This is a genomic window from Frigidibacter sp. MR17.24, from assembly GCF_037095655.1.
Lineage (GTDB): Bacteria > Pseudomonadota > Alphaproteobacteria > Rhodobacterales > Rhodobacteraceae > Frigidibacter.
Genome location: NZ_JBAWKE010000005.1, coordinates 165,129 through 184,757, shown reverse-complemented (window position 1 = coordinate 184,757; position 19,629 = coordinate 165,129). Strand labels below are relative to the sequence as shown.

Genomic DNA, 19,629 nt, shown 5'->3' with positions numbered 1-19,629 from the left:
CCTCAGTTGCCCGCCGAGATGATTTCGCGCTTCCACATCGCGTTCCAGCGGTCGTTCTGGGTCGCGACCCAGCCCCAGTCCAGCGGCAGGGTGGTGTCGAGCTTGCCGAACAGCGTGCGCTTGAGCGCCTCTTCCGACGGCGTCGCCTTGGTGTTGGTGGGCGAGTAGTACATCGCGTTGGTGAAGGCGGTCTGCGCCTCGGGCGAGAGGGCGTAGTTGATGAAGGCCTTGGCCAGCTCGGGGTTCTTCGCGTTCGCGACGAGGTTGATCGTGTTCTTCTGCAGGATCGTGCCCTCGGCCGGGGTCACGACGCCCTGCTTGCCGTTCGACTGGTCGAAGTAGTACTGCGCGCGGGCGTTCCAGCCGGTGGAGATGTCGACGGTGCCGTTCAGCACCAGCGTGTAGCTGTCGGGCTTGGGATCGAAGGTCTGCACCGAGGGGGCAAGTTCTGCCAGCTTGGCCACCGACTTCTCGACCGACTGGGTATAGTCCTCGCCCAGCATCTTCGAGGTCATGATCATCAGGCCGGTGCCGAGGATCGAGGGCATCGAGGTCGCAGCGATCTTGCCCTTGTAGGTCGGGTCCCAGAGGACCTCGAGCGAGGTCGGCGCGGTCTTGACCGCCTCGGTGTTGTAGACCATGACCTCGTGGTCGAAGGTCACGGCCGGACCATAGCCCTCCTGCACGATCGCCTCGGGCGCCAGATCCGCGAGGTTCGGCACCTCCTCGGTGGTGATCGGCGACAGCAGGCCTTCCTTGTTGCCGATCAGCGCGGTCGAGACGTCGAACAGGACGACGTCCATCTGCGGGTCCGACGCCTGGGCGCGCAGCTGGCCCAGCAGGCCCGACGAGGCGCGGTCAGAGGCATAGTTGACCTTGACGCCCGGGTGCGCGGCCTCGAAGGGCGCGATCACCGCCTTGGTGTATTCGTCCTGGAAGACGCCGGTGTAGGCGCCAAGCGTGATTTCGCCCGTCAGGTCCTGCGCATGGGCAGCCGTCGACAGGCCGGCGACCAGCGCCAGCACCGAGAAGGTGGTCTTCATCCCTGATGTCTCCTGTTGGTCTTGTTGGGTTCCGGGGTCGGCGGTGCCGCCCCGGTTCGGTCGCGGTCAGTAGCCGCGGGTGGCGTCCGCAAGGTCGGCGACGGTGCCGGCTTCCTCGAAGGTGCGCAGGTTCTTGGCGATGATCCGGCTGCCGGTCGCGGCATCGATCATCGAGGCGATGTGCGGCGTGACGGTGATCTGGGGGTGGCCCCAGAACGGGTGGTCGGACGGCAGCGGCTCGATGTGGAAGACGTCGAGCGTCGCGGCCGCGATCTGGCCCGAGGCCAGCGCGCCCAGCAGGTCGTCATCGACCATGTGGGGCCCACGGGCGGCGTTGATCACGCAGGCACCGCGCTTGAGGCGGTTGAAGGTGTCGGCATTGAGGATGCCGCGGGTCTCGTCGGTCAGCGGCAGCAGGTTCACGAGGATCTCGGTGCCTTCGAGGAAGGCGCCGAATTCCTGCGCGCCGGCATAGGTCTTCACGCCCTCGACCGTGCGGCCCGAGCGCGACCAGCCGACGGTCTCGAACCCGATCGCCGCCAGCAGCTTCGCGGCCTCGGCGCCCAGGTTGCCCAGCCCCATCACGCCGACGCGGCGGCGCGTGGCCGGCGGCACGACGATCGGCGTCCATTCGGCGCGGGCCTGCGCGGCCTGGATCTCGGGCATGCCGCGGTGGTGGCGCAGCACGTGCAGCGCGACGTATTCCTTCATCCGTTGCGTCAGGTCGGTGCCGATCGTGCGGATGATCGGCACGTCGGGCAGGTCCCGGTCGGCCAGCACGTGGTCGATGCCCGCCCCGATCGAGACGATGGCGCGCAGGTTGGGGAAGCGCTTCATGCTGCCGGTCTCGGGGCGCCAGACGACGCAGTACTTCACCTCGTCCGGGTCGGGCACGGATTGTAGGGCGTGGAACTGCCAATCCGGCATCAGATCCCCCAGCATACCGCACCAGTCCTGGATCTTGCTTTCGTTGGGCAGGTAGATCGCGACGCTCATTTCAATCCTCGGCAGGCAGTGTCCCGGGCATGTGACCGGGAGTCGTCCGGGGAGGCAAAGCAAAAATACTGGTCCAGCCCATAGAAGAAATTTATAAGGTGCCCGAGCGTTTTCGGGCAGGTCCCGCAGGAGGATGCGAATGAACCTCAAGCAGATGGAAGCCTTCTACTGGCTGACGCGGCTGAAAAGCTACCAACGGGTCGCGGACCATATCGGCCTTACGCAACCTGCCGTTTCTGCAAGGATTTCAGGATTGGAGGACAGCCTGGGCGTGCCGCTGATCGACCGCCGGGCGGCCGAGTTCACGCTGACCGAACAGGGCTACGAGGTCGCGGAATACGCCGAGACATTCCTCAATCTTTCCGAGGCGATGACGTCGCGCCTAAAGAACAAGCAAAAAAGGCGTTATACTGTCGGAACGGTGGGCATGGTGACGAAGACCTGGGCCACGACGCTGCGGCGCAAGCTGCTCGACGACCCCGAGATCGGCCTTGTCGACTTCCACTCCGGCTCGAATGTCGAGCTGCGCCAGCAGGTGCGGACCGGGGCGCTGGACATGGCCTTCGTCACCGGCGAGGCGGGGCTTCCGCAGATCAGCGAGAGCTTCTCGGTGACCTACCGGGTGGGCTGGGTCGCGCGGCCCGACGTGGCCGGCGAGGTCACGCGGCCGCTGACCCCGGACGAGATCCGGTCACTGCCGCTGATCTTCTATCCCCACACCTCGCCGCTGTTCCGGCCGGTGGCGGAGATGGTCGAAGAGACCCGCCGCCGCCCGAACGCGCGCCACACGGCGAATTCGCTGGGCATGATCTGCGACATGGTCCGCGCGGGCTATGGCGCGTCGGCGATCCCGCTGGCGGCCGTGGAGCGCGAGATCGCGACGGGCATGCTGATCGAGATCCCGACCACCGTGCAGCTTGCGCCGCTCGACACCCGGTGCGTGCACCAGAACCGGGCGCGGCGCCAGCAGACCGAAAAGATCTTCGCGCTCGCCCGGCAGGCGGCCGAGGAATGGGCGACCGCCCACCCCCGGTTCGTCAGCTTCCAGCCCGGCTAGGGCTCAGGCGCCGAAGCCCTTCGAGACGTGGTCGCGGATGAACCCCGCGCCGATCTTGACCAGCCGGTCCGACAGCGCCTTGCCGGTCTCGGCCGAGCAATTGACCGGGTCGCCGCCCCAGGTGCCGTGCGGCGCGGTTTCCAGCGCCTCGATCGGGCCGGTGATGCGCGCGCCCTCGTATTTGATCGCGGCGAAGCCCGCGACATCCATGCCCATGAACTTCTGCCCCTTCGGCGGCGCCTGCTTCAGGTCCATGCGCAGAATGTCGGGATAGTAGTGCAGGCCGATCGAGGTCAGCGGGTCGCCGCCGTGGCCGGACGAGGCCGCGGCCTTCTCGGGGCCGAGGATGTCCTTCAGCAGCTCGTACGAGATCTGCCAGAGATACATCGAGAACACGAGCATGCCGTGCGACTTGCGGTATTTCTGCGTGACCTCGTTGATCGCGGTGACGTTGCCGCCGTGACCGTTGATGATCAGCACCTTGGTCAGGCCGTGGCGCGCGAGGCTCGCGATCATGTCGTCGATGAGCGCGGTCAGCGTCGGCTGGCTGATCGCGATCCCGCCATGCGACGAGCCGAAGTAGTCCGAGCCGCCGAAGGGGATCGGGGGGGCGACGAAGGTCGCAACGCCCTCGGCCCGGGCGGCGCGCGCGATGTCGAGCGCCACGCATTCGGCGCCGAGGTAGTCGCCCATCGGCGCATGGGTGCCCTGATCTTCCAGCGAGCCCATCGGCAGCAGGATCACGGCGTCCTTGTTGAGGTACTGGCGGGCTTCCTCGCTCGTCAGTTCGGCCATCTTCAGTTTGTCAGTCATGTGCAGTCTCTTGAAGGATGTCATCGCGGATGCAGGCGGTCATCCGGCCATCGCCGGCGGGCCGCAGGTCGGGGACGGCCGCGGCACAGGCCGGCAGCGCATAGGGGCAGCGGGTGCGGAACACGCAGCCCGAGGGCGGATCCAGCGGCGAGGGGATGTCACCCTCCAGCCGGATCCGGCGGCTTTCGTGCTTGAGGCTCGGCTCGGCCGAGACCAGCGCCGCGGTATAGGGGTGGCGGGGCGCGAAATGGACGGCGTCGGCGGGGCCGACCTCCATCACCCGGCCAAGGTACAGCACCATGATCCGGTCCGAGATGAAGCGGACCACCGAGAGGTCGTGGCTGATGAACAGCAACGAGATCCCCTGGCTCTGGCGCAGGTCGGCCAGCAGGTTCAGCACCTGCGCCTGGATCGACACGTCGAGCGCCGAGACCGCCTCGTCGCAGACGATGAACTTCGGCTCGACGGCCAGCGCGCGGGCGATGCCGATGCGCTGGCGCTGCCCGCCCGAGAATTCATGCGGCCGGCGGTCGAGGAAGGCGGGGTTCAGCCCGACCATCCCCATCAGCTCCAGCAGCCGCGGCTCGCGCGCGGGACCGGTGTGCAGGCCGTGGGTGTCCAGCGGCTCGGACAGCGTCGCGCGGATCGTCTTGCGCGGATCGAGGCTGGCGTAGGGGTCCTGGAAGATGATCTGCATGTCCTTGCGCAGCGCGCGCAGGCGCTCTGGCGGGATCGTGTTCAGATCCTCGCCCATGAAGGTCATGCCCCCGCTCTGGCTGTCGATCAGGCGCAGCACCGCCTTGCCGATCGTGCTCTTGCCCGAGCCGGATTCACCCACCAGCCCCAGGACCTCGCCCGGATCGACCCGCAGCGACACGTCGCGCAGCACCTGCATCCGCTTCTTGCCGAACAGGCCGCTGCGGCCGACCGGGTAGTGCTTGTTCAGGTCGTGGACCTCGAGGATCGGCACCATCACGCGGCCTCCTTCGCAGGGTCGTGGGCATAGTGGCAGCGCACCTGGTGGTCGGCCCCGGCGAGGGCGGTCAGCGCCGGGCGCGTCGCCGCGCAGGCTTCGGTCGCGATCGGGCAGCGGTCGCGGAAGCTGCAGCCCGAGGGGCGGCGTTCCGGCAGCGGCGGCGCGCCGTCGACGGCCTGCAGCCGGTCGCCGCGGGCCGAGTGCAGCGTGTCGTGCGACGAGGGCATCGAGTGCAGCAGCGCCCGGGTATAGGGGTGGCGCGGCGCGGTCAGCACCTCGGAGGCGGGGCCTTCCTCGACCACCTGGCCGGCGTACATCACCGCGACGCGATCCGCGATCTCTGCCACGACACCGAGGTTGTGGCTGATGAACAGCAGGCTCAGGCCTTCGGCGTATTCATGGCGCAGGCGCTGCAGAAGCTCGATGATCTCGGCCTGGATCGTGACGTCGAGCGCCGTCGTCGGCTCGTCGCAGATCAGAAGCCGCGGCTCGCAGGTCAGCGCCATCGCGATCATCACCCGCTGGCGCATGCCCCCCGACATCTCGTGCGGGTAGCCGTCGAAGCGGCGCTGCGGCTCGTTGATGCCGACAAGCGTCAGAAGACGGATCGCGAGCGCCCGCGCCTCGTCCCCCGTCATCTTGCGATGCGCGAGGATCGCCTCGACCATCTGCGCGCCGACCTTGTGCACCGGGTTCAGCGAGGTCATCGGCTCCTGGAAGATCATCGCGACGTCGTTGCCGCGCAGGTCCTCCAGATCCCTGGCGCCGAGGCGGCCAAGGTCGACCATCTCGCCCGACTTGCGGCGCAGCGACAGGCTGCCGCCGGCCTGCCGGATCGCGTTCGGCAGCAGACCCATGAGCGCGAGCGAGGACAGCGACTTGCCCGATCCGCTTTCGCCCACCAGCGCGGTGCACTGGTTGGCGCGCAGGGTCAGGCTGACCTCCTCGATCACCGGGACCGGTCCGGCCGGGCGCGGGATCTCCAGCCGCAGGTTGCGGATCTCGGCCACGGTCTCGGGCGCGGCGGCGATGGCGGTGCCGTCGCTCGAGGGGACCGAGGTCGCGTCCTTGCCGCCGGCATTGCCCTTGGGGTCAAGCGTGTCGCGCAGCCGGTCGCAGAAGAAGTTGATCGCGTAGATCGTCAGCGTCAGCGCCACGCAGGGCACGATGATGCCCATCGGGTCCTGGTTCATGAACTGGCGCGCGCCCCGGATCATCTGGCCCCAGCTGGGCGCGGGCGGCACGACCCCGAGCCCGAGGAACGACAGCCCGCTTTCGATCGTGATCGCGGCGGCGGCGGTCAGCGAGTACTGCACCGACACCGGGCCCGCGATGTTGGGCAGGATGGTGTTGAACACGATCCGGCGCGACGGGGTGCCCAGCGCGCGCGACGCCTCGACGAAGTCCAGCGCCGAGACGCGCAGCGCCTCGGAAAAGGCGATCCGGGCGAAGGCCGGAAAGTAGAGGATCGACAGCACCGAGACCAGCGTGCCGGTGCCCGGCCCGAAGAGCGTGACCACCAGAAGCGCGAGCAGGATCGGCGGGAAGCACAGCACCACGTCGGAGAGCTTCGTCGTCACGAACTGGAACGGGCCGCGGAAATAGGCGCCGATCAGGCCGAAGAGCGTGCCGACGACGCAGGCGATCGAGGTGGCGATGAAGGCCACCATCAGCGACACCTGCCCGCCGTAGAGCACGCGGGCAAGCCGGTCGCGGCCGAACTCGTCCTGGCCCAGCCAGTGCTCGGCGCTCGGCGCCGCCAGGCGGTTGCGGACCGAGATCTGCACCGGATCGGCGCCGGTGATCAGCGGTGCGGCGAAGGGAATGATGATCAGCGCGGCCAGCAGCGCCGTGGGCAGGATCATCTTCTTGGGGAAGCGCGAGACGAGGGTCATTGCAGGCGGATCCTCGGGTCGATCAGCGAATAGAGAATGTCGATCACCAGGTTGATGGCGATGAAGATGGCGGCGACGGTCAGGATCACCGCGCGCACCGTCGGGTAGTCGCGCTGCTCGACCGCGCTGACCAGCAGGCCCGAGAGGCCCGGCCAGTTGTAGACGAACTCGACCAGGACGGTGGAGCCGAGCAGGATCCCGAGCTGCATGCCCACGACGGTGATCACCGGGCCCAGCGCGTTCTTCAGCACGTGGCGGCGCACGACAAGCCGGCGGGCCAGGCCCTTGGCGATCGCGGTGCGCACCCAGTCGTGGCCGCGCATCTCGAGGACGCTGGCGCGAGTCATCCGGAAGACGATGGTCGCCAGGTGCAGGCCCACGGTGACCGAGGGCAGGATCAGCATGTGCAGATGCCCCACCGGGTCCTGGGCGAAGGCGACATAGCCGCCCGCCGGCAGCCAGCCCAGCGTCTGCGCGAAGAGGTAGATGAACAGCGTGCCGACGACGAAGCCCGGCACCGAGGTCAGAAGCGCGTTCACCCCCGAGGCGGTGACGTCGAACCAGCCGCCCGCCCGCAAGCCCGCGGCCGTGCCCGCCGGGATCGCGACCAGAAGTGCCAGCACGGTGCCGACGCCGATGATCTCGAGCGTGCGGGGCAGCCGCAGCGCGATGTTGGCCGCGATCGACGAGCCGTCGATGATCGAGGTGCCGAAGTTCAGCCGCAGGCTGTCGAGCAGGAAGGTCAGGTACTGCGCGCCCACGGGCTGGTCGAGCCCCATCTGGGCGCGCAGGTTGGCGATGGCCTCCGGCGTCGCGACGCCGCCGCCGGTGGAGAGCAGCAGTTCAGCCGGATCGCCCGGCACGATCGCCAGAAGGGAGAAGACGATCGTGCCGACGACGAACAGCATCGCCACCGCGCCCGCGACGCGCCGCAGGAGGAAACCGGTCATGCGCTTCGCCTCAGACCAGCTTGGCTTCGTCCAGGACGAACCCGCTCGACCCGTTCAGGAAGCCCGGCAGCGTGCCGAAGCCTTCGACCTTCTTCGACATGCCGAAGGCCTGGGTGCGCCAGTTCAGCGGCACCTGCGGCACCTCTTCGTAATAGGCGGTGTAGAGCTCCTGGTAGATCGCCTTGCGCTTCTCCGGGTCCATCTCGGCCCGGCCCTTGGTCAGCAGGCCGTCGATGCGCTCGCTCTTGAAGCCGTAGGACTGCAGGTAGGACGGGTTGCCCGAGTAAAGCAGCGAGAACAGCGCGTCGGGGTCGTTGAACGTGCCCGAGGTGCCGTGCACGGCGATGTCGTATTGCCCGTTCGTGCCCATCGTCACCCGGCTGCCCCAGTCGGGCAGATCGAGCGTGACGTTGATCCCGATCATGCCCAGATAGGCCTGCACGACCGAGGCGGTGTCCTGGTGCATGCCATAGGTCGCGGTGGCGAGCAGGCGGCAGTCGAAGCCGTTCGGATAGCCGGCCTCGGCCAGCAGCGCCTTGGCCTTCTCGGGGTCGAAGCTGTATTCCGCCGCCGGGTCCGACAGCGCGATGGTCGAGCCCTGCGGGTTGGGCAGGCCGAACAGCGGCACGCCGCGGCCGGCGAAGGCGGCGTCGACGACGTCCTGTCGCTCGATCGCGTAGCCGATCGCCTGGCGCACCTTGGGGTTCTGCAGCGGGCCTTCCTTGGCCACGTTGAACAGCAGGAACATGAACGGGCCCGAGGTGGTCGAGATCTTCAGCGTGTCCGACGCCTCGACCGTGTCGAACTGCGTCCAGGGCAGGTATTCGATGACATCGACATCGCCGGCCTCGAGCGCCGAGTAGCGCAGGTTCTCGTCGGCATAGGCGGTGAAGCGGATGCCGTCGGTGCCGGGCTGGCCCTCGCCGTAGAAGTCGGCGAACTTCTCGACCTCGATATAGACGCCCTTCTCCTGGCCCTTCAGCTGGAACGGGCCGCAGCCGATGACCTCGGCCTCGGTCGACTTGGCCGAGACGACCGGCGAGCAGTAGTTGGCCAGCAGCGACAGGAAGACCGCGTTGGGCGTTTTCAGCGTCATCTTCACGGTCTTGTCGTCGACCGCCTCGATCTTGTCGATCACCGCGAGGTCGGCCTTGAGGAAGGCGGTCGAGCCTTCCTTGACGATCTCTCCGAAGGAATAGATCACGTCGGCCGCCGTCACCGGGTCGCCGTTGTGGAACACCGCGTTGTCGCGCAGCTTGAAGGTGATGACGGTGTCGCCCTCCCATTCGAAGCTTTCGGCGACCTCGGGGATCAGGTTGCCCTGACCGTCATACCCCATCAGCCCGCGGAAGATCGACAGCTTGACCGTGTTCGCGGCGCCGCCGGTGTTGTCGAACGGCTTGAGGCTGGGCGGGAAGGTCGACAGGCCGAACCGCAGCGTGCCGCCGGCCGCCTGGGCACGGACCGCTCCGGGAAGCGCAAGCGCGGCCATGCCGGCACCAAGCCCCACCAGAAGGGTGCGGCGGGACAGCGAGACGTCGAAATCGGTCATGGATACCTCGGGACTGTTGGGGGATTTCTGCGGATCTGCATCCGTCTTCGCCCAGCATGGAACCCGCGAAGCCGGGCCAGGTCCAATCAAAAATTTCTTTATGGGTGATAAATTGTATTGAGCTAATACAATGATCAGAAACAAAAAAAATCCTGCGACAGGCGCAGGATTCATGGGCGGTGGGCAATGCCGCACCCATCTGGGGGCGCCGCGGGGGTCACCCGGGGGGCACCCGGGGGCATCTGCGCCCCCGGGCCCGGGTCCGTCACGCCGCCGGTTCGAAGGCCTCGGCCATGGCGCGCTCGAAGCGCGAAAGAAGCTCGGTCATCTCGGCTTCGGTGATGATCATCGGCGGGCAGAAGCAGACCGCGTCACCGATCGCGCGCAGGATCAGGCCATTGGCCTGCGCCGCCGCGGCGACGGCCTGCGCCGCCTTGCCCGCGGGCTCGAACGGCGCCTTGGTCGCCTTGTCCTGCACGAATTCGATCGCGGCGATCAGGCCCTCGCCGCGGACTTCGCCGACGCAGGGGTGATCGGCGTATTTCGCCAGCCCGTCGCGCATGATCTTGCCCATGCGGCGCGCGTTCTCGACAAGGTTGCGCTCCTCGATGATCTTCAGGTTCTCAAGCCCGACCGCCGTCGCCACCGGGTGGCCCGAGGTGGTGTAGCCATGACCGAAGGTGCCCAGCGTCTCGGACCCGTCGGCGATGCCCTGATAGATCTTGTCGCTGAACACGATCGCGGCCAGCGGCTGATAGGACGAGGTGATCTGCTTGGACAGGACGAGCAGGTCGGGCCGGATGCCGTAGGTTTCGCAGGCGAACATCTCGCCGGTGCGGCCGAAGCCGTTGATGACCTCGTCGGCGACGATCAGCACGTCGTACTTGCGGCAGACCGCCTGGATCTTGGCCCAGTAGCCGGCCGGCGGCGGCAGCACGCCGCCCGCCCCCATCAGCGGCTCGCCGATGAAGGCCGCGACCGTCTCGGGGCCCTCGGCCAGGATCATCTCTTCCAGTTCGGCCGCCAGCCGGTCCGAGAACTGCTCCTCGGTCTCGCCGTCCTTGGCGAAGCGATAGAAGTGCGGCGTGCTGACATGGCGCACGAAGTCCAGCGGCAGGTCGAAGCCCTTGTGGTTGGCCGGGATGCCGGTCAGCGAGCCCGCGGCGATGGTGATGCCGTGGTAGCCCTTCACGCGCGAGATGAACTTCTTCTTCTCGGGACGGCCGATGGCGTTGTTGTAGAACCACACCATCTTGACGACGGTGTCGTTGGCCTCCGACCCCGAGTTGGTGAAGTGCACCCGGTCCAGCCCCTCGGGCGTCATCTTGACCAGCTTCTCGGCAAGTTCGATCGCCGGCTGCTGCGACTTCGACGCGAAGAGGTGCATGTAGGGCAGCACGTCCAGCTGCCGCTTGGCCGCGTCGATCAGGCGCTGCTCGGAAAAGCCGAGGCCCACGCTCCACAGCCCGGCCAGACCCTCGATGTAGTCCTTGCCGGCGTCGTCGAAGACATAGATCCCCTCGCCCCGCGCGATGACCAGCGGGCCGTTGCGTTCATGGGCGCGGGCGTTGGTGACCGGGTGCAGCAGGTAGCGCAGGTCGCGGCCCTGCAGCGAATTCGGAAGATGGGACATCGAAGACAGTCTCTCGCTCTTGGAACCGGCCCGGCGCGGCCGTGGCCAAAGACTAGAGGTCCCGCGCCCGCCGCTGGCAAGACCGAACAGCGTTTCGCCGGTCAGATCAATGACCGTACGGTCACTTGATGACCGATTATCCGGTCCGATTGTGACCGACTGCGATTGTGCCGCAAAACTCGGCACAGGATGTCCGTGGTTTCGGTCACGATCGCCATCGCGCGGGCAGAGATTCGACGGGCCGGGCGGCAGGACGCGGCAGGCGCCGTCAGGCGATGATCACCTCGACCCCGGCGGCGCGCAGCGCCTCGCGCAGGTGCGGCGGCGGCGCACGGTCCGTCACCAGCCGGTCGACGCGCGACAGCGGCGCGACCTCGAACACCGCGGGGCGGTCGAACTTGGCGTGGTCGGCCAGCACGGTCAGCGTGCGCGCCTGCGCCAGCATCGCCCGCGCGAGCGAGGCTTCGCGCAGGTCGTAGTCCATGATCGCGCCTTCGTGCAGCGCACCCACGGTCAGGACCACGTGCTCTGCCCGGAACCGGCGCAGGTCGGCCTCGGTCAGCGGGCCGAGCGTCTCCTGCCCCGCCTCCTCGTATTCCCCGCCCAGAAGGAAGATCCGCGCGCCCGAACCGCTCAGGTGGCGGATCGCCCCCATGCAGTTGGTGATCACCGTCAGGCCCGACAGCTGCGCGAGGTGTTCCGAGAAGAAGATTGTCGTCGACCCCGCATCCATGAACAGCGCGTCGCCATGCTTGAACAGCTTCGCCGCCGCCTGCGCGATGCGGCGCTTCTCGGGGACGTTCTCGGTCATCCGCGCGTCGAAATCGATCTCGGTCGGGATCAGCTCCAGCCGGCGGGCGCCGCCATGGACCTTGCGCGCCAGCCCCTGCCGGTCAAGCGCCGCGAGATCGCGCCGGATCGTCTCGCGCGAGGCGTCGAGCGTGACGGCCAGCGTCTCGACGCTGACCGAGCCGGAGCGGTCGAGCATCTCGACGATGCGGGCATGGCGGTCGCGGGGGTGCATCGGGCCTCGGGGCGCGGGTTTTCTGCACAAAGACCCGTTTTCGCCGGCAAGGACAAGGCCGCGCCGGTTGCATTGCCCGCGCCCGGGTGCTTCGGTCCCGCCGAAGGAGACCCGCATGACACCAGATCTCGACGCAGCCCTCGCCCAGCTCGACCGGCTTCCCGATCTTTATCCCGGGCCGGGCGGCGTCGCGGGGATCGTGCACGAGGGGCGCGTCGTCGCCGCCCGGGCCTGGGGTCATGCCACGGTGGCGGGCGCGGTGGCGATGACGACGGCGACGGCGCTGCCGATCTGCTCGATCTCGAAGCAGTTCACCTGCGCGGCCTTCCTCGCCCATCTCGAGCCCGAGACGATGGAGCACCGCCTTGCCGATCACTTGCCGCTGATGGGCGGCGCGCGGCCCGGCCTGCGGCAGATGATGGCGAACCAGTCGGGCCTGCGCGACTACTGGGCGCTGGCGCCGCTGCTGGGCGCCCTGCCCGAGGGCGAGTTCCGCCGCTCGGACGGGCCGGCGGTCTACGGCCGGATGCGGACCGGGCATTTCGCGCCCGGGACCTCGTATTCCTACTGCAACCAGAACTTCCGCATCGCCGCCGACATCCTGCAGGACGAGACCGGGCGCGACCTGGCCGAGATCTACGACGCGACGCTATTCGGGCCGGCCGGCATGGCGGGGGCGCGGATCTCGCCCGACACCGCCGTGCCGCCGCCGGGCGTCACCGGCTATGAAGGCAGCCCCGAACGCGGCCATGTGCCGGTCGTGAACAGGCTCTACTGGAAGGGCGACGCGGGCATCACCGCCTCGATCGACGACATGCTGGCGTGGGAATGCTTCATCGACGCGACCCGCGACGATGAAACCGGCCTGTATCGCCGGATCTCGGCGCCGCCTGTGTTCTCGAACGGAGCGCCGGCCAGCTATGGCTTCGGCCTTGCCCATGAACGGCTGCCGGGCGGCCAGGCCGCGACCGGCCATGGCGGCGCGCTGCGCGGCTTCCGCGCCTATCGGATGCATGTGGCCGAGGCGCGGCTGTCGGCCGTGGTGATCTTCAACCACGAGGCCGATGCCCATGGCGCGGCCAACCGGCTGATCGGCGCCGCGCTGGGCACGCCCGCGCCGGCCCCGGGGCGCCCGGGCCCGGTCGCGGGTGTCTGGCGCGATCCGACGAGCGGCCTGCTGATCCGGGTCGATCCCGCGCTTCAGGGCCAGACGCTGCGCTTTGCCACCGGACCGGACCCGCTGCGCGCCGATGGCACGGGCGACGGCCTGCGGATCACCCCCGAGGGCGAGGGCCTGCGCATGGTCCGGCCGGGCGAGAACCTCGACCTTCTGGCCGAGCCGGTCGCGCCCGGCCCGGGGGGCGCCATCGACGGTCTCTATCACTGGGACGAGCTGGACGCCTGGCTGAGGATCGAGACCCGCGACGGCGCGACCCATGCCGTGGCCAGCGGCCATTTCGGCACCGCCCAGCCCGAGCGGCTGCACGCCGTGGGGCGCGACACCTGGGTGATGCCGGTCCTGCGCTCGGTCGACGCGCCGGCGCCCGGGGATTGGACGGTCAGCGTGCGGCGCGCCGCGGACGGCACGCCGCAGGGGCTGACGGTGGGCTGCTGGCTGGCGCGCGGGCTCAGCTATCGCCGGGTGTCGGCCTAGGCGACAGCGCCTCGGCGATCAGGCCCAGCGGATGGCGCAGCGGCCGGTCTCCCAGCCGCTCGGACTGGCAGCGGCAGGAGAAACCGGTCGCGGCCAACGGGCGCGGATCGGCCACCGGCGCCGCCCAGGACATGTCGTAAAGCCGGCGCGACACCTGCTGGTGCCGGGCTTGGTGACCGTAGAGGCCCGCCATGCCGCAGCAGCCGGTGGCGGGCGTCTCGGCCTTCAGACCTATGGCGGCGCAGACCTCGACCCATTCCGCCGCACCGGCGGGCCGCGCCGTCGCCTCGGTGCAGTGCGACAGCACCCGCAGCGGTGCCACGTCCCCGCCCGCGCGGGCGCTGATCCGGCCGGCCTTCGCCTCGCGCGCCAGGAACTCCTGCGGCAGCAGGACCTCGGGCAGGGAAATCCCGGCCTTGGGATAGTCCTGGCGCAGCTGCATCACGAAGGCCGGGTCCAGCCCGATCATCGGCGCGCCGGTCGCCGCGGCCCGCGCCAGCGCCGCGGCCAGCGGCCGGGCAAGCCGGTCGAACCCCGCGGCATCGCCGGCCGCCTGCGCGGCCTTGCCGGCGGGGCGCATTTCCAGCACGCGCGGCGCATATCCCAGCGCCTCGAACCCGGCGACCGCGTCGGCCAGCAGCTCGGCATCGAAGAGCGCGGTGAACCAATCCTGCACCAGGATCACGCCGCGCTCCGGCAGCGGGCCGCGCAGCCGCAGCCGCGCGGGGATCGCGGGCGCCAGCCGCGCGGGCAGGTCGACCGTTGCGGTCAGCCGCGCCCCGATCCGCGCCGCCAGCGGCCAGACCGGGCGCAGCGCGGGCGCCAGGCGCAGCAGCACGGGGCTGAACCGTTCCGCCAGGATCGCCGCGCGATCGGCGAGCGGCCGGGCGCGGGTGCGATAGATCTCGGACAGGGCGGCGGCGCGCATCGTCGGGATGTCGACCTGCACCGGGCAGCTCGAGGCGCAGGCCTTGCACCCGAGGCAGCCGTCGAGCGCCTCGAGCAGGTCGTCCTCCATCGCGCGGTCCGCGGTGCCCGCGGCCTTGGCGCCGTGCCAGTCGCGCAGCGCGTCGGCCCGGCCCTTGGGGCTGTGGCGCAGGTCTGCCGTCGCCTTGAACGAGGGGCACATCGGCGTGCTGGCCGCATAGCTCAGGCACTGGGCATTGCCGTTGCACCGGAAGGCGCGCGTCAGGGCGTCGCCCTCGGGCGCGTTGAAGGGGCGGAAAGGCGTGGTGGCGATGCCCATGATCCCCCCCTCGGGACCGACGAGCTTGCCGGGATTGAACCGGTTGGCCGGGTCGAACGCGGCCTTGACGCCCTGAAGCGCGCCATAGGCCTCTTCCCCGATCCAGCCGCGCAGATAGGCGCCGCGCACGCCCTTGCCGTGCTCGCCCCAGAAGATGCCGCCATGCTTGCGCGTCAGCGCGAACACGCCGTCCGAGACATCGACCAGACGCTGGCGGTCGGCCTCGGCATCGATGTCGAGCGCGGGGCGGATGTGCAGGCAGCCGACATCGACATGGCCGTAGATGCCGAAACCGATGCCGAACCGCGTGAGCAGCGCGAGGAAATCCGACAGGAAGGCGGGCAGCGCCTCGGGCGGGACCACGCAATCCTCGACGAAGGCCACCGGGCGCGCGCGGCCATCGACCTTGCCCAAAAGGCCGACCCCGGCCGAGCGGATCGCCCAGAGGGCGCGGATCTCGGCCCGGTCGGCGGCAAGGTGCTGGCTGCCCGCGCCGGGCAGACCCCCAAGGATCGCCCGTGCCTGCGCGACGCGGGCGTCGAGCGTGGCGGCGTCGTCGCCGTTGAACTCGACGAAGACATAGGCGATGCGCTGGCCGGGGATCGCCTGCAGGCTTTGCGGCAGGCGGGTCAGGATGCCCGCCTCCTCGGCCAGGGCCTGCACGCGTTCGTCCATCACCTCGACCGCGGTGGGATCGGCGGCCATCAGCGGCGTCGCCGCCGCAAGCGCCGCACCGAAGCTGTCGAAGCCCACGACCAGCAGCCGCTTCTCCGGCTCGATCCGGCGCAGCTTCACCCGGATGCGCGCGATCGGTCCCAGCGTGCCCTCGGCACCCAGGAACAGCCGCCACCACTCGAACCCGCCGCCCTCGGGGCAGGCGCGTTCGAGGTCGTAGCCGGTGTAGCGGCGGTTCAGCCGCGGCGTGTTGGCGATGAAGGCCGCCCGCCCGCCCCGCGCCGCCGTCTCGGCCGCGGCCAGCATCGGGCCGGCCCAGCCCGGCGCCGGGGCAAAGCTCGACAGCAGCCCCTCGGGGCGCGCGATCTCGAGCCCGAGGATGTTGTCCGAGGTCTTGCCATAGATCCGCGAGCCCTTGCCCGAGGCATCGGTCGACACCATTCCCCCGATCGTGCAGCGCGTCGAGGTCGAGGTTTCGGGCGCGAAGAACCAGCCGCTGGGCGCGAGCCGTTCGTTCAGGTCGTCGAGCACGCAGCCCGGCTCGACCTCGGCCCAGCCCGCGGCCGCGTCGACCGCCAGCACCCGGTTCATGTGCCGCCGCGTGTCGAGGATCACGCCGCGGTTGAGGCTTTGCCCGTTGGTCCCGGTGCCGCCGCCACGCGCGGTCAGGGGCACGCCGGCGAATTCGGGCCGCGCCATCAGCGCCATCAGCCGCACCATGTCCTCGCCGTCGCGCGGGGCGACGATCAGGTCGGGCAGGATCCGGTAGACGGAATTGTCCGTCGACATCGCGGCGCGCAGGGCGCGGTGAGCCTCGATCTCGCCCCGGAAGCCTGCCGCGCGCAGCGCCTGCGGCAGCGCCGCCAGCCCGGTGATCGCCTTCTGATCGGTCATGCCCGCAGCCCCCAGCCGTCGTCGTGGTCGTCGGTGACCCTTGAAGCACGGCCGGACGCTTCGTAGAAACGGAATTAAATGAAGCTGAATTCGGAAAACCTGAACATCAACCTTCGCCACCTGCGGGCGCTGCACGCGGTCTGGGCCGGCGGAAGCTTTGCGCGCGCGGCGGCCGAGCTGGGGGTGGTGCCCTCGGCGCTGACGGAAACCGTGCGCCAGGTCGAGGTGGCGCTTGGCGCGCCGCTGCTCGACCGGGCGCAGCGGCCGGCGCAGCCGACGCCTCTGGGGCTTGCCTTCCTGACCGAGACCGCGCCGCTCGTCGAGGGGATCGACCGCGCGATCCGGCAGGCGCGGGCCGCGGGCGGACTTGCGCAGGGCGAGCTTGCGGTCGGGGCGGCGCCCTCGGCGATCACGGGGCTGGTCGGCCCTGCCCTTTCGCGGTTCCGCGCCGCCCATCCCGCGATCCGCTGCCGGCTGCGCGACGACGTCGGCGAGCGGCTGGCCGAGATGGTGATCGAGGGCGCGCTCGACCTTGCCGTGGCGGGGCCCGCGCGGCAGACGCCCGACCTGTGCCAGCGGCTGCTGGACAGCGACCCGGTGGGACTGGCGTGCCACGCCGCGCATCCGCTGGCGGGCGCCCCCGAGGTCCGGCTTTCGATGATCGACCCGGCCGAGGTGATCGCGCTGGATGCGGGCGCGGGCACGCGGCGGCTGATCGACGGCTGCGATGCGATCCCCGCCGCGCTGAAGGCCGGCGCGCTGGAGACGCAGTCGACCATCGCGCAGCTGTGCCTGATCCGCGCGGGTCTCGGGGTGGCGTTGCTGCCCGAGCGCGCGGTGGGGCTGTTCGGGGATCCGGCGATCCGGTTTCGGCCGATCGCCGATCTGGCGCTGCGGCGCAGTCTCTATCTGCTCGAGCCCGCGCGCCGCGCGCGCTCGCACGTGGCGCAGGCCTTCGCGGCCGGGTTGACCGCCCCCGACCTCTTCCCCGCCCCCTAGGCGCTTTCGCGGATCTCGAGCGCGAAGGGCGTCTCGACCGGCCCGTCGTCGTGGGCCTGCCCTCCCATCAGCACCGACACCGCCTCGCGCCCGATCGCATCGGCGAAGGGCGCGATCGTGGTCAGCGGCGGCGTCAGCTGCCGGCCGATGTCATAGTCGCCCCACCCGGCGACCGCGATGTCGCCCGGCACCGACAGGCCGCGCCGCTGGCATTCGAAGACCGCGCCGGCCGCGACGATGTCGGTCGGGCACAGGATCGCGTCCAGCCGCGGCTCGAGCGCGAGGAACTCGTTGAGGATCTGCGCGCCCGAGCCGAAGCCGTCGGCCGCGCGCACCGTCAGCACCAGCGAGTCGGGCAGGCCGGCCGCGAACATCTCCTGCCGGAACGCGGGCAGCCGCATCGCGTAGCGTTGCGAGCCGCCGACCGCGACCTGCACGAAGCCGATCCGGCGGCGCCCCTGCGCGATCAGGTGGCGGGTCAGCGCCCGGCTCGCCGCGCCGACGTCATAGCCGACGCCGCGCCCGATCGCGCCCTCGCCGCCCCAGCTTTCCACCACCGGCGTGCCCGACCTATCCAGCAGCCGCCGCAGCCCCGGCTCGTGCTCGCCCGCGACCAGCGCGATCCCCGCGACGCGCAGGCCCAGCAGCGTCTGCACCGCCGAAAGCTCCTCCTCGCCGGTCTCGGCGATCATCGTGATCAGCTCGAACCCGTGCGCGGCTGCCGCCCGCCCGAGGCCGCAGGTGTAGTTGTAGAACGACGAGTTGCGCATCGACGGCAGCACCGCCCCGATCACCCGGCTGCTGCCCGCCGCGAGCAGCCCTGCCGACATGTTGGGCACGTATCCAAGCTCGGCCGCGACCTGCATCACCGCCAGCCGTGTCGCCTCGCGCACCCGGTCGGGATAGCGAAAGCAGTTGGAAACGGTCATCGGCGAGACGCCCGCCGCGACGGCGATGTCCTGCATCGTCAGCCTCTTGGGCGGGGCCTGCGGGTCGTTTGGCATCCTGTCTCTCTCGCTCGCCTGAAACCTGCGGCGCCTGCGCGCGATTGGCAAGCGCGCAGGGCATAGATGAATTGGCGCTTTACAAATTATTGTAGCGCTACAATCGTGGCGGGGAAGACGACTGGAGTCCGCATGTCCGACGCCCCTTCCGCCCTGATTCTGTCCGCGATCCGCAAGAGGTTCGGCGCGCTGATGGCCGTGGACGACCTCGACCTTGCCGTCGAGCCGGGGGCGCTGGTGTCGCTGCTCGGCCCCTCGGGCTGCGGCAAGACGACGACGCTGCGCATGGTCGCGGGCTTCGAGACGCCCGACAGCGGCCGCATCACCATCGGCGGCGAGGACGTGACGCGGCTGGCGCCGAACCGGCGCGGACTGGGGATGGTGTTCCAGAGCTATTCGCTGTTTCCGCACCGCACGGTGGCCGAGAACGTGGCCTTCGGGCTGCGGATGGCCGGCGCGTCGAAGCAGCGCCAGGCCGAGGAAGTGCACCGGATGCTGGACATGGTGCAGCTGGCGGGCCGCGCCGACATGTACCCCGCGCAGCTGTCCGGCGGCCAGCAGCAGCGCGTGGCGCTGGCGCGCGCGCTGGTGGTGAACCCGCGGGTGCTGCTGCTGGACGAACCGCTGGGCGCGCTGGACAAGAGCCTGCGCGAAGAGATGCAGTTCGAGATCCGCGACATGCAGCAACGCCTTGGCATCACGGCGCTTCTGGTCACCCACGACCAGGAGGAGGCGATGTCGATGTCGGACCGGATCGCCGTGATGCAGGGCGGGCGCATCCTGCAGCTGGGCGCGCCGAACGAGATCTACGACCGCCCCACATCGGCCTTCGTCGCGACCTTCCTTGGCACATCGAACCTGTTCGCGGGCACGGCGGGATCCGATGGCCGGCTGCAGACCGCGATCGGCGCGCTGCCGCTGCCTTCGCCGGTCGCTGCCGGCACCGCGGCCACGCTGTCGGTCCGTCCCGAGCGCGTGGTGCTCGGTCCCGCCGCCGCGGCGCTGCCGCAGGGGCTGTCGGGCCGGATCGTCGCCGCCTCGTTCCGGGGCCAGTATGCCGCCTATCGCATCGCGCTCGATGGATCGGGCACCGAGATCACCGCCTATCGCCAGGCCGATACCGCGCTGGGGCAGACCAGCCTCGCCATCGGCGAGCACGTCGCCGTCGGCTGGCCCGTCGACCACGGCGTCACCGTCGATGGCGCCCAGGAGTAAGAC

The 19,629-nt window shown here is 69.9% G+C and carries 15 protein-coding genes; 4 read left to right on the top strand and 11 right to left on the bottom strand.

Features of this window, described 5'->3' with window-relative positions:
* Positions 1-2: 2 nt before the first annotated feature.
* The gene (locus V8J39_RS16660; RefSeq protein ID WP_336462072.1) at positions 3-1,043 is read right to left on the bottom strand and encodes an ABC transporter substrate-binding protein; all 1,041 of its coding nucleotides are present in this window, start codon (positions 1,041-1,043) and stop codon (positions 3-5) included.
* Between the two features lie 66 nt (positions 1,044-1,109).
* Positions 1,110-2,039, bottom strand: coding sequence for a 2-hydroxyacid dehydrogenase (locus V8J39_RS16655; RefSeq protein ID WP_336462071.1), 930 nt, complete (start codon positions 2,037-2,039; stop codon positions 1,110-1,112).
* 139 nt (positions 2,040-2,178) lie between these two features.
* Here V8J39_RS16655 and V8J39_RS16650 point away from each other — a divergent pair, with 139 nt between their 5' ends.
* Positions 2,179-3,096, top strand: a complete 918-nt coding sequence (locus V8J39_RS16650) for a LysR family transcriptional regulator (protein WP_336462070.1) — start codon at positions 2,179-2,181, stop codon at positions 3,094-3,096.
* Between the two features lie 3 nt (positions 3,097-3,099).
* On the opposite strand, the gene V8J39_RS16645 is transcribed toward V8J39_RS16650, so the two are convergent.
* The 7 genes from V8J39_RS16645 to V8J39_RS16615 all read right to left on the bottom strand — a co-directional run bounded on the left by V8J39_RS16645 (position 3,100) and on the right by V8J39_RS16615 (position 11,939).
* Positions 3,100-3,909, bottom strand: coding sequence for a creatininase family protein (locus tag V8J39_RS16645; protein WP_336462069.1), 810 nt, complete (start codon positions 3,907-3,909; stop codon positions 3,100-3,102).
* Complete coding sequence (locus V8J39_RS16640) at positions 3,902-4,882, bottom strand: ABC transporter ATP-binding protein (RefSeq protein ID WP_336462162.1); 981 nt, start codon at positions 4,880-4,882, stop codon at positions 3,902-3,904. Before V8J39_RS16640 ends, V8J39_RS16645 begins: the two co-directional genes overlap by 8 nt.
* Positions 4,882-6,780 (bottom strand): dipeptide/oligopeptide/nickel ABC transporter permease/ATP-binding protein, encoded by a 1,899-nt coding sequence (locus V8J39_RS16635; RefSeq protein WP_336462068.1) that lies wholly within the window; start codon positions 6,778-6,780, stop codon positions 4,882-4,884. Before V8J39_RS16635 ends, V8J39_RS16640 begins: the two co-directional genes overlap by 1 nt.
* Positions 6,777-7,730 (bottom strand): ABC transporter permease, encoded by a 954-nt coding sequence (locus V8J39_RS16630; RefSeq protein WP_336462067.1) that lies wholly within the window; start codon positions 7,728-7,730, stop codon positions 6,777-6,779. Before V8J39_RS16630 ends, V8J39_RS16635 begins: the two co-directional genes overlap by 4 nt.
* A 10-nt stretch (positions 7,731-7,740) precedes the next feature.
* The gene (locus tag V8J39_RS16625; RefSeq protein WP_336462066.1) at positions 7,741-9,282 is read right to left on the bottom strand and encodes an ABC transporter substrate-binding protein; all 1,542 of its coding nucleotides are present in this window, start codon (positions 9,280-9,282) and stop codon (positions 7,741-7,743) included.
* Positions 9,283-9,547: 265 nt separating this feature from the next.
* The gene (locus V8J39_RS16620) at positions 9,548-10,915 is read right to left on the bottom strand and encodes an aspartate aminotransferase family protein (protein WP_336462065.1); all 1,368 of its coding nucleotides are present in this window, start codon (positions 10,913-10,915) and stop codon (positions 9,548-9,550) included.
* Positions 10,916-11,183: 268 nt separating this feature from the next.
* The gene (locus tag V8J39_RS16615) at positions 11,184-11,939 is read right to left on the bottom strand and encodes a DeoR/GlpR family DNA-binding transcription regulator (protein ID WP_336462064.1); all 756 of its coding nucleotides are present in this window, start codon (positions 11,937-11,939) and stop codon (positions 11,184-11,186) included.
* Positions 11,940-12,054: 115 nt separating this feature from the next.
* Here V8J39_RS16615 and V8J39_RS16610 point away from each other — a divergent pair, with 115 nt between their 5' ends.
* Positions 12,055-13,593 carry a D-aminopeptidase gene (locus tag V8J39_RS16610; protein ID WP_336462063.1) on the top strand — a complete coding sequence of 513 codons (1,539 nt, stop codon included), beginning with the start codon at positions 12,055-12,057 and terminating at the stop codon, positions 13,591-13,593.
* On the opposite strand, the gene V8J39_RS16605 is transcribed toward V8J39_RS16610, so the two are convergent.
* Positions 13,568-16,408: an FAD-binding and (Fe-S)-binding domain-containing protein gene (locus tag V8J39_RS16605; protein WP_336462062.1), complete on the bottom strand. Its 2,841-nt coding sequence runs from the start codon at positions 16,406-16,408 to the stop codon at positions 13,568-13,570. The genes V8J39_RS16610 and V8J39_RS16605 overlap by 26 nt on opposite strands.
* Positions 16,409-16,486: 78 nt before the next feature.
* Between V8J39_RS16605 and V8J39_RS16600 the strand changes: the two genes are divergently transcribed.
* The gene (locus tag V8J39_RS16600) at positions 16,487-17,407 is read left to right on the top strand and encodes a LysR family transcriptional regulator (protein WP_336462061.1); all 921 of its coding nucleotides are present in this window, start codon (positions 16,487-16,489) and stop codon (positions 17,405-17,407) included.
* Here the strand turns inward: V8J39_RS16600 and V8J39_RS16595 are convergent.
* Positions 17,404-18,372, bottom strand: a complete 969-nt coding sequence (locus V8J39_RS16595) for a LacI family DNA-binding transcriptional regulator (RefSeq protein ID WP_336462060.1) — start codon at positions 18,370-18,372, stop codon at positions 17,404-17,406. The genes V8J39_RS16600 and V8J39_RS16595 overlap by 4 nt on opposite strands.
* Positions 18,373-18,543: 171 nt before the next feature.
* On the opposite strand from V8J39_RS16595, the gene V8J39_RS16590 reads away from it, so the two are divergent.
* Positions 18,544-19,626 (top strand): ABC transporter ATP-binding protein, encoded by a 1,083-nt coding sequence (locus V8J39_RS16590; RefSeq protein ID WP_336462059.1) that lies wholly within the window; start codon positions 18,544-18,546, stop codon positions 19,624-19,626.
* Positions 19,627-19,629: the final 3 nt, after the last annotated feature.

Coding starts and splice junctions, on each gene's coding strand:
- V8J39_RS16605 (WP_336462062.1), bottom strand. CDS start 16,408: ATGACCGATCAGAAGGCGATCACCGGGCTGGCGGCGCTGCCGCAGGCG.
- V8J39_RS16600 (WP_336462061.1), top strand. CDS start 16,487: ATGAAGCTGAATTCGGAAAACCTGAACATCAACCTTCGCCACCTGCGG.
- V8J39_RS16645 (WP_336462069.1), bottom strand. CDS start 3,909: ATGACTGACAAACTGAAGATGGCCGAACTGACGAGCGAGGAAGCCCGC.
- V8J39_RS16640 (WP_336462162.1), bottom strand. CDS start 4,882: ATGGTGCCGATCCTCGAGGTCCACGACCTGAACAAGCACTACCCGGTC.
- V8J39_RS16610 (WP_336462063.1), top strand. CDS start 12,055: ATGACACCAGATCTCGACGCAGCCCTCGCCCAGCTCGACCGGCTTCCC.
- V8J39_RS16620 (WP_336462065.1), bottom strand. CDS start 10,915: ATGTCCCATCTTCCGAATTCGCTGCAGGGCCGCGACCTGCGCTACCTG.
- V8J39_RS16630 (WP_336462067.1), bottom strand. CDS start 7,730: ATGACCGGTTTCCTCCTGCGGCGCGTCGCGGGCGCGGTGGCGATGCTG.
- V8J39_RS16595 (WP_336462060.1), bottom strand. CDS start 18,372: ATGCAGGACATCGCCGTCGCGGCGGGCGTCTCGCCGATGACCGTTTCC.
- V8J39_RS16635 (WP_336462068.1), bottom strand. CDS start 6,780: ATGACCCTCGTCTCGCGCTTCCCCAAGAAGATGATCCTGCCCACGGCG.
- V8J39_RS16655 (WP_336462071.1), bottom strand. CDS start 2,039: ATGAGCGTCGCGATCTACCTGCCCAACGAAAGCAAGATCCAGGACTGG.
- V8J39_RS16650 (WP_336462070.1), top strand. CDS start 2,179: ATGAACCTCAAGCAGATGGAAGCCTTCTACTGGCTGACGCGGCTGAAA.
- V8J39_RS16660 (WP_336462072.1), bottom strand. CDS start 1,043: ATGAAGACCACCTTCTCGGTGCTGGCGCTGGTCGCCGGCCTGTCGACG.
- V8J39_RS16590 (WP_336462059.1), top strand. CDS start 18,544: ATGTCCGACGCCCCTTCCGCCCTGATTCTGTCCGCGATCCGCAAGAGG.
- V8J39_RS16625 (WP_336462066.1), bottom strand. CDS start 9,282: ATGACCGATTTCGACGTCTCGCTGTCCCGCCGCACCCTTCTGGTGGGG.
- V8J39_RS16615 (WP_336462064.1), bottom strand. CDS start 11,939: ATGCACCCCCGCGACCGCCATGCCCGCATCGTCGAGATGCTCGACCGC.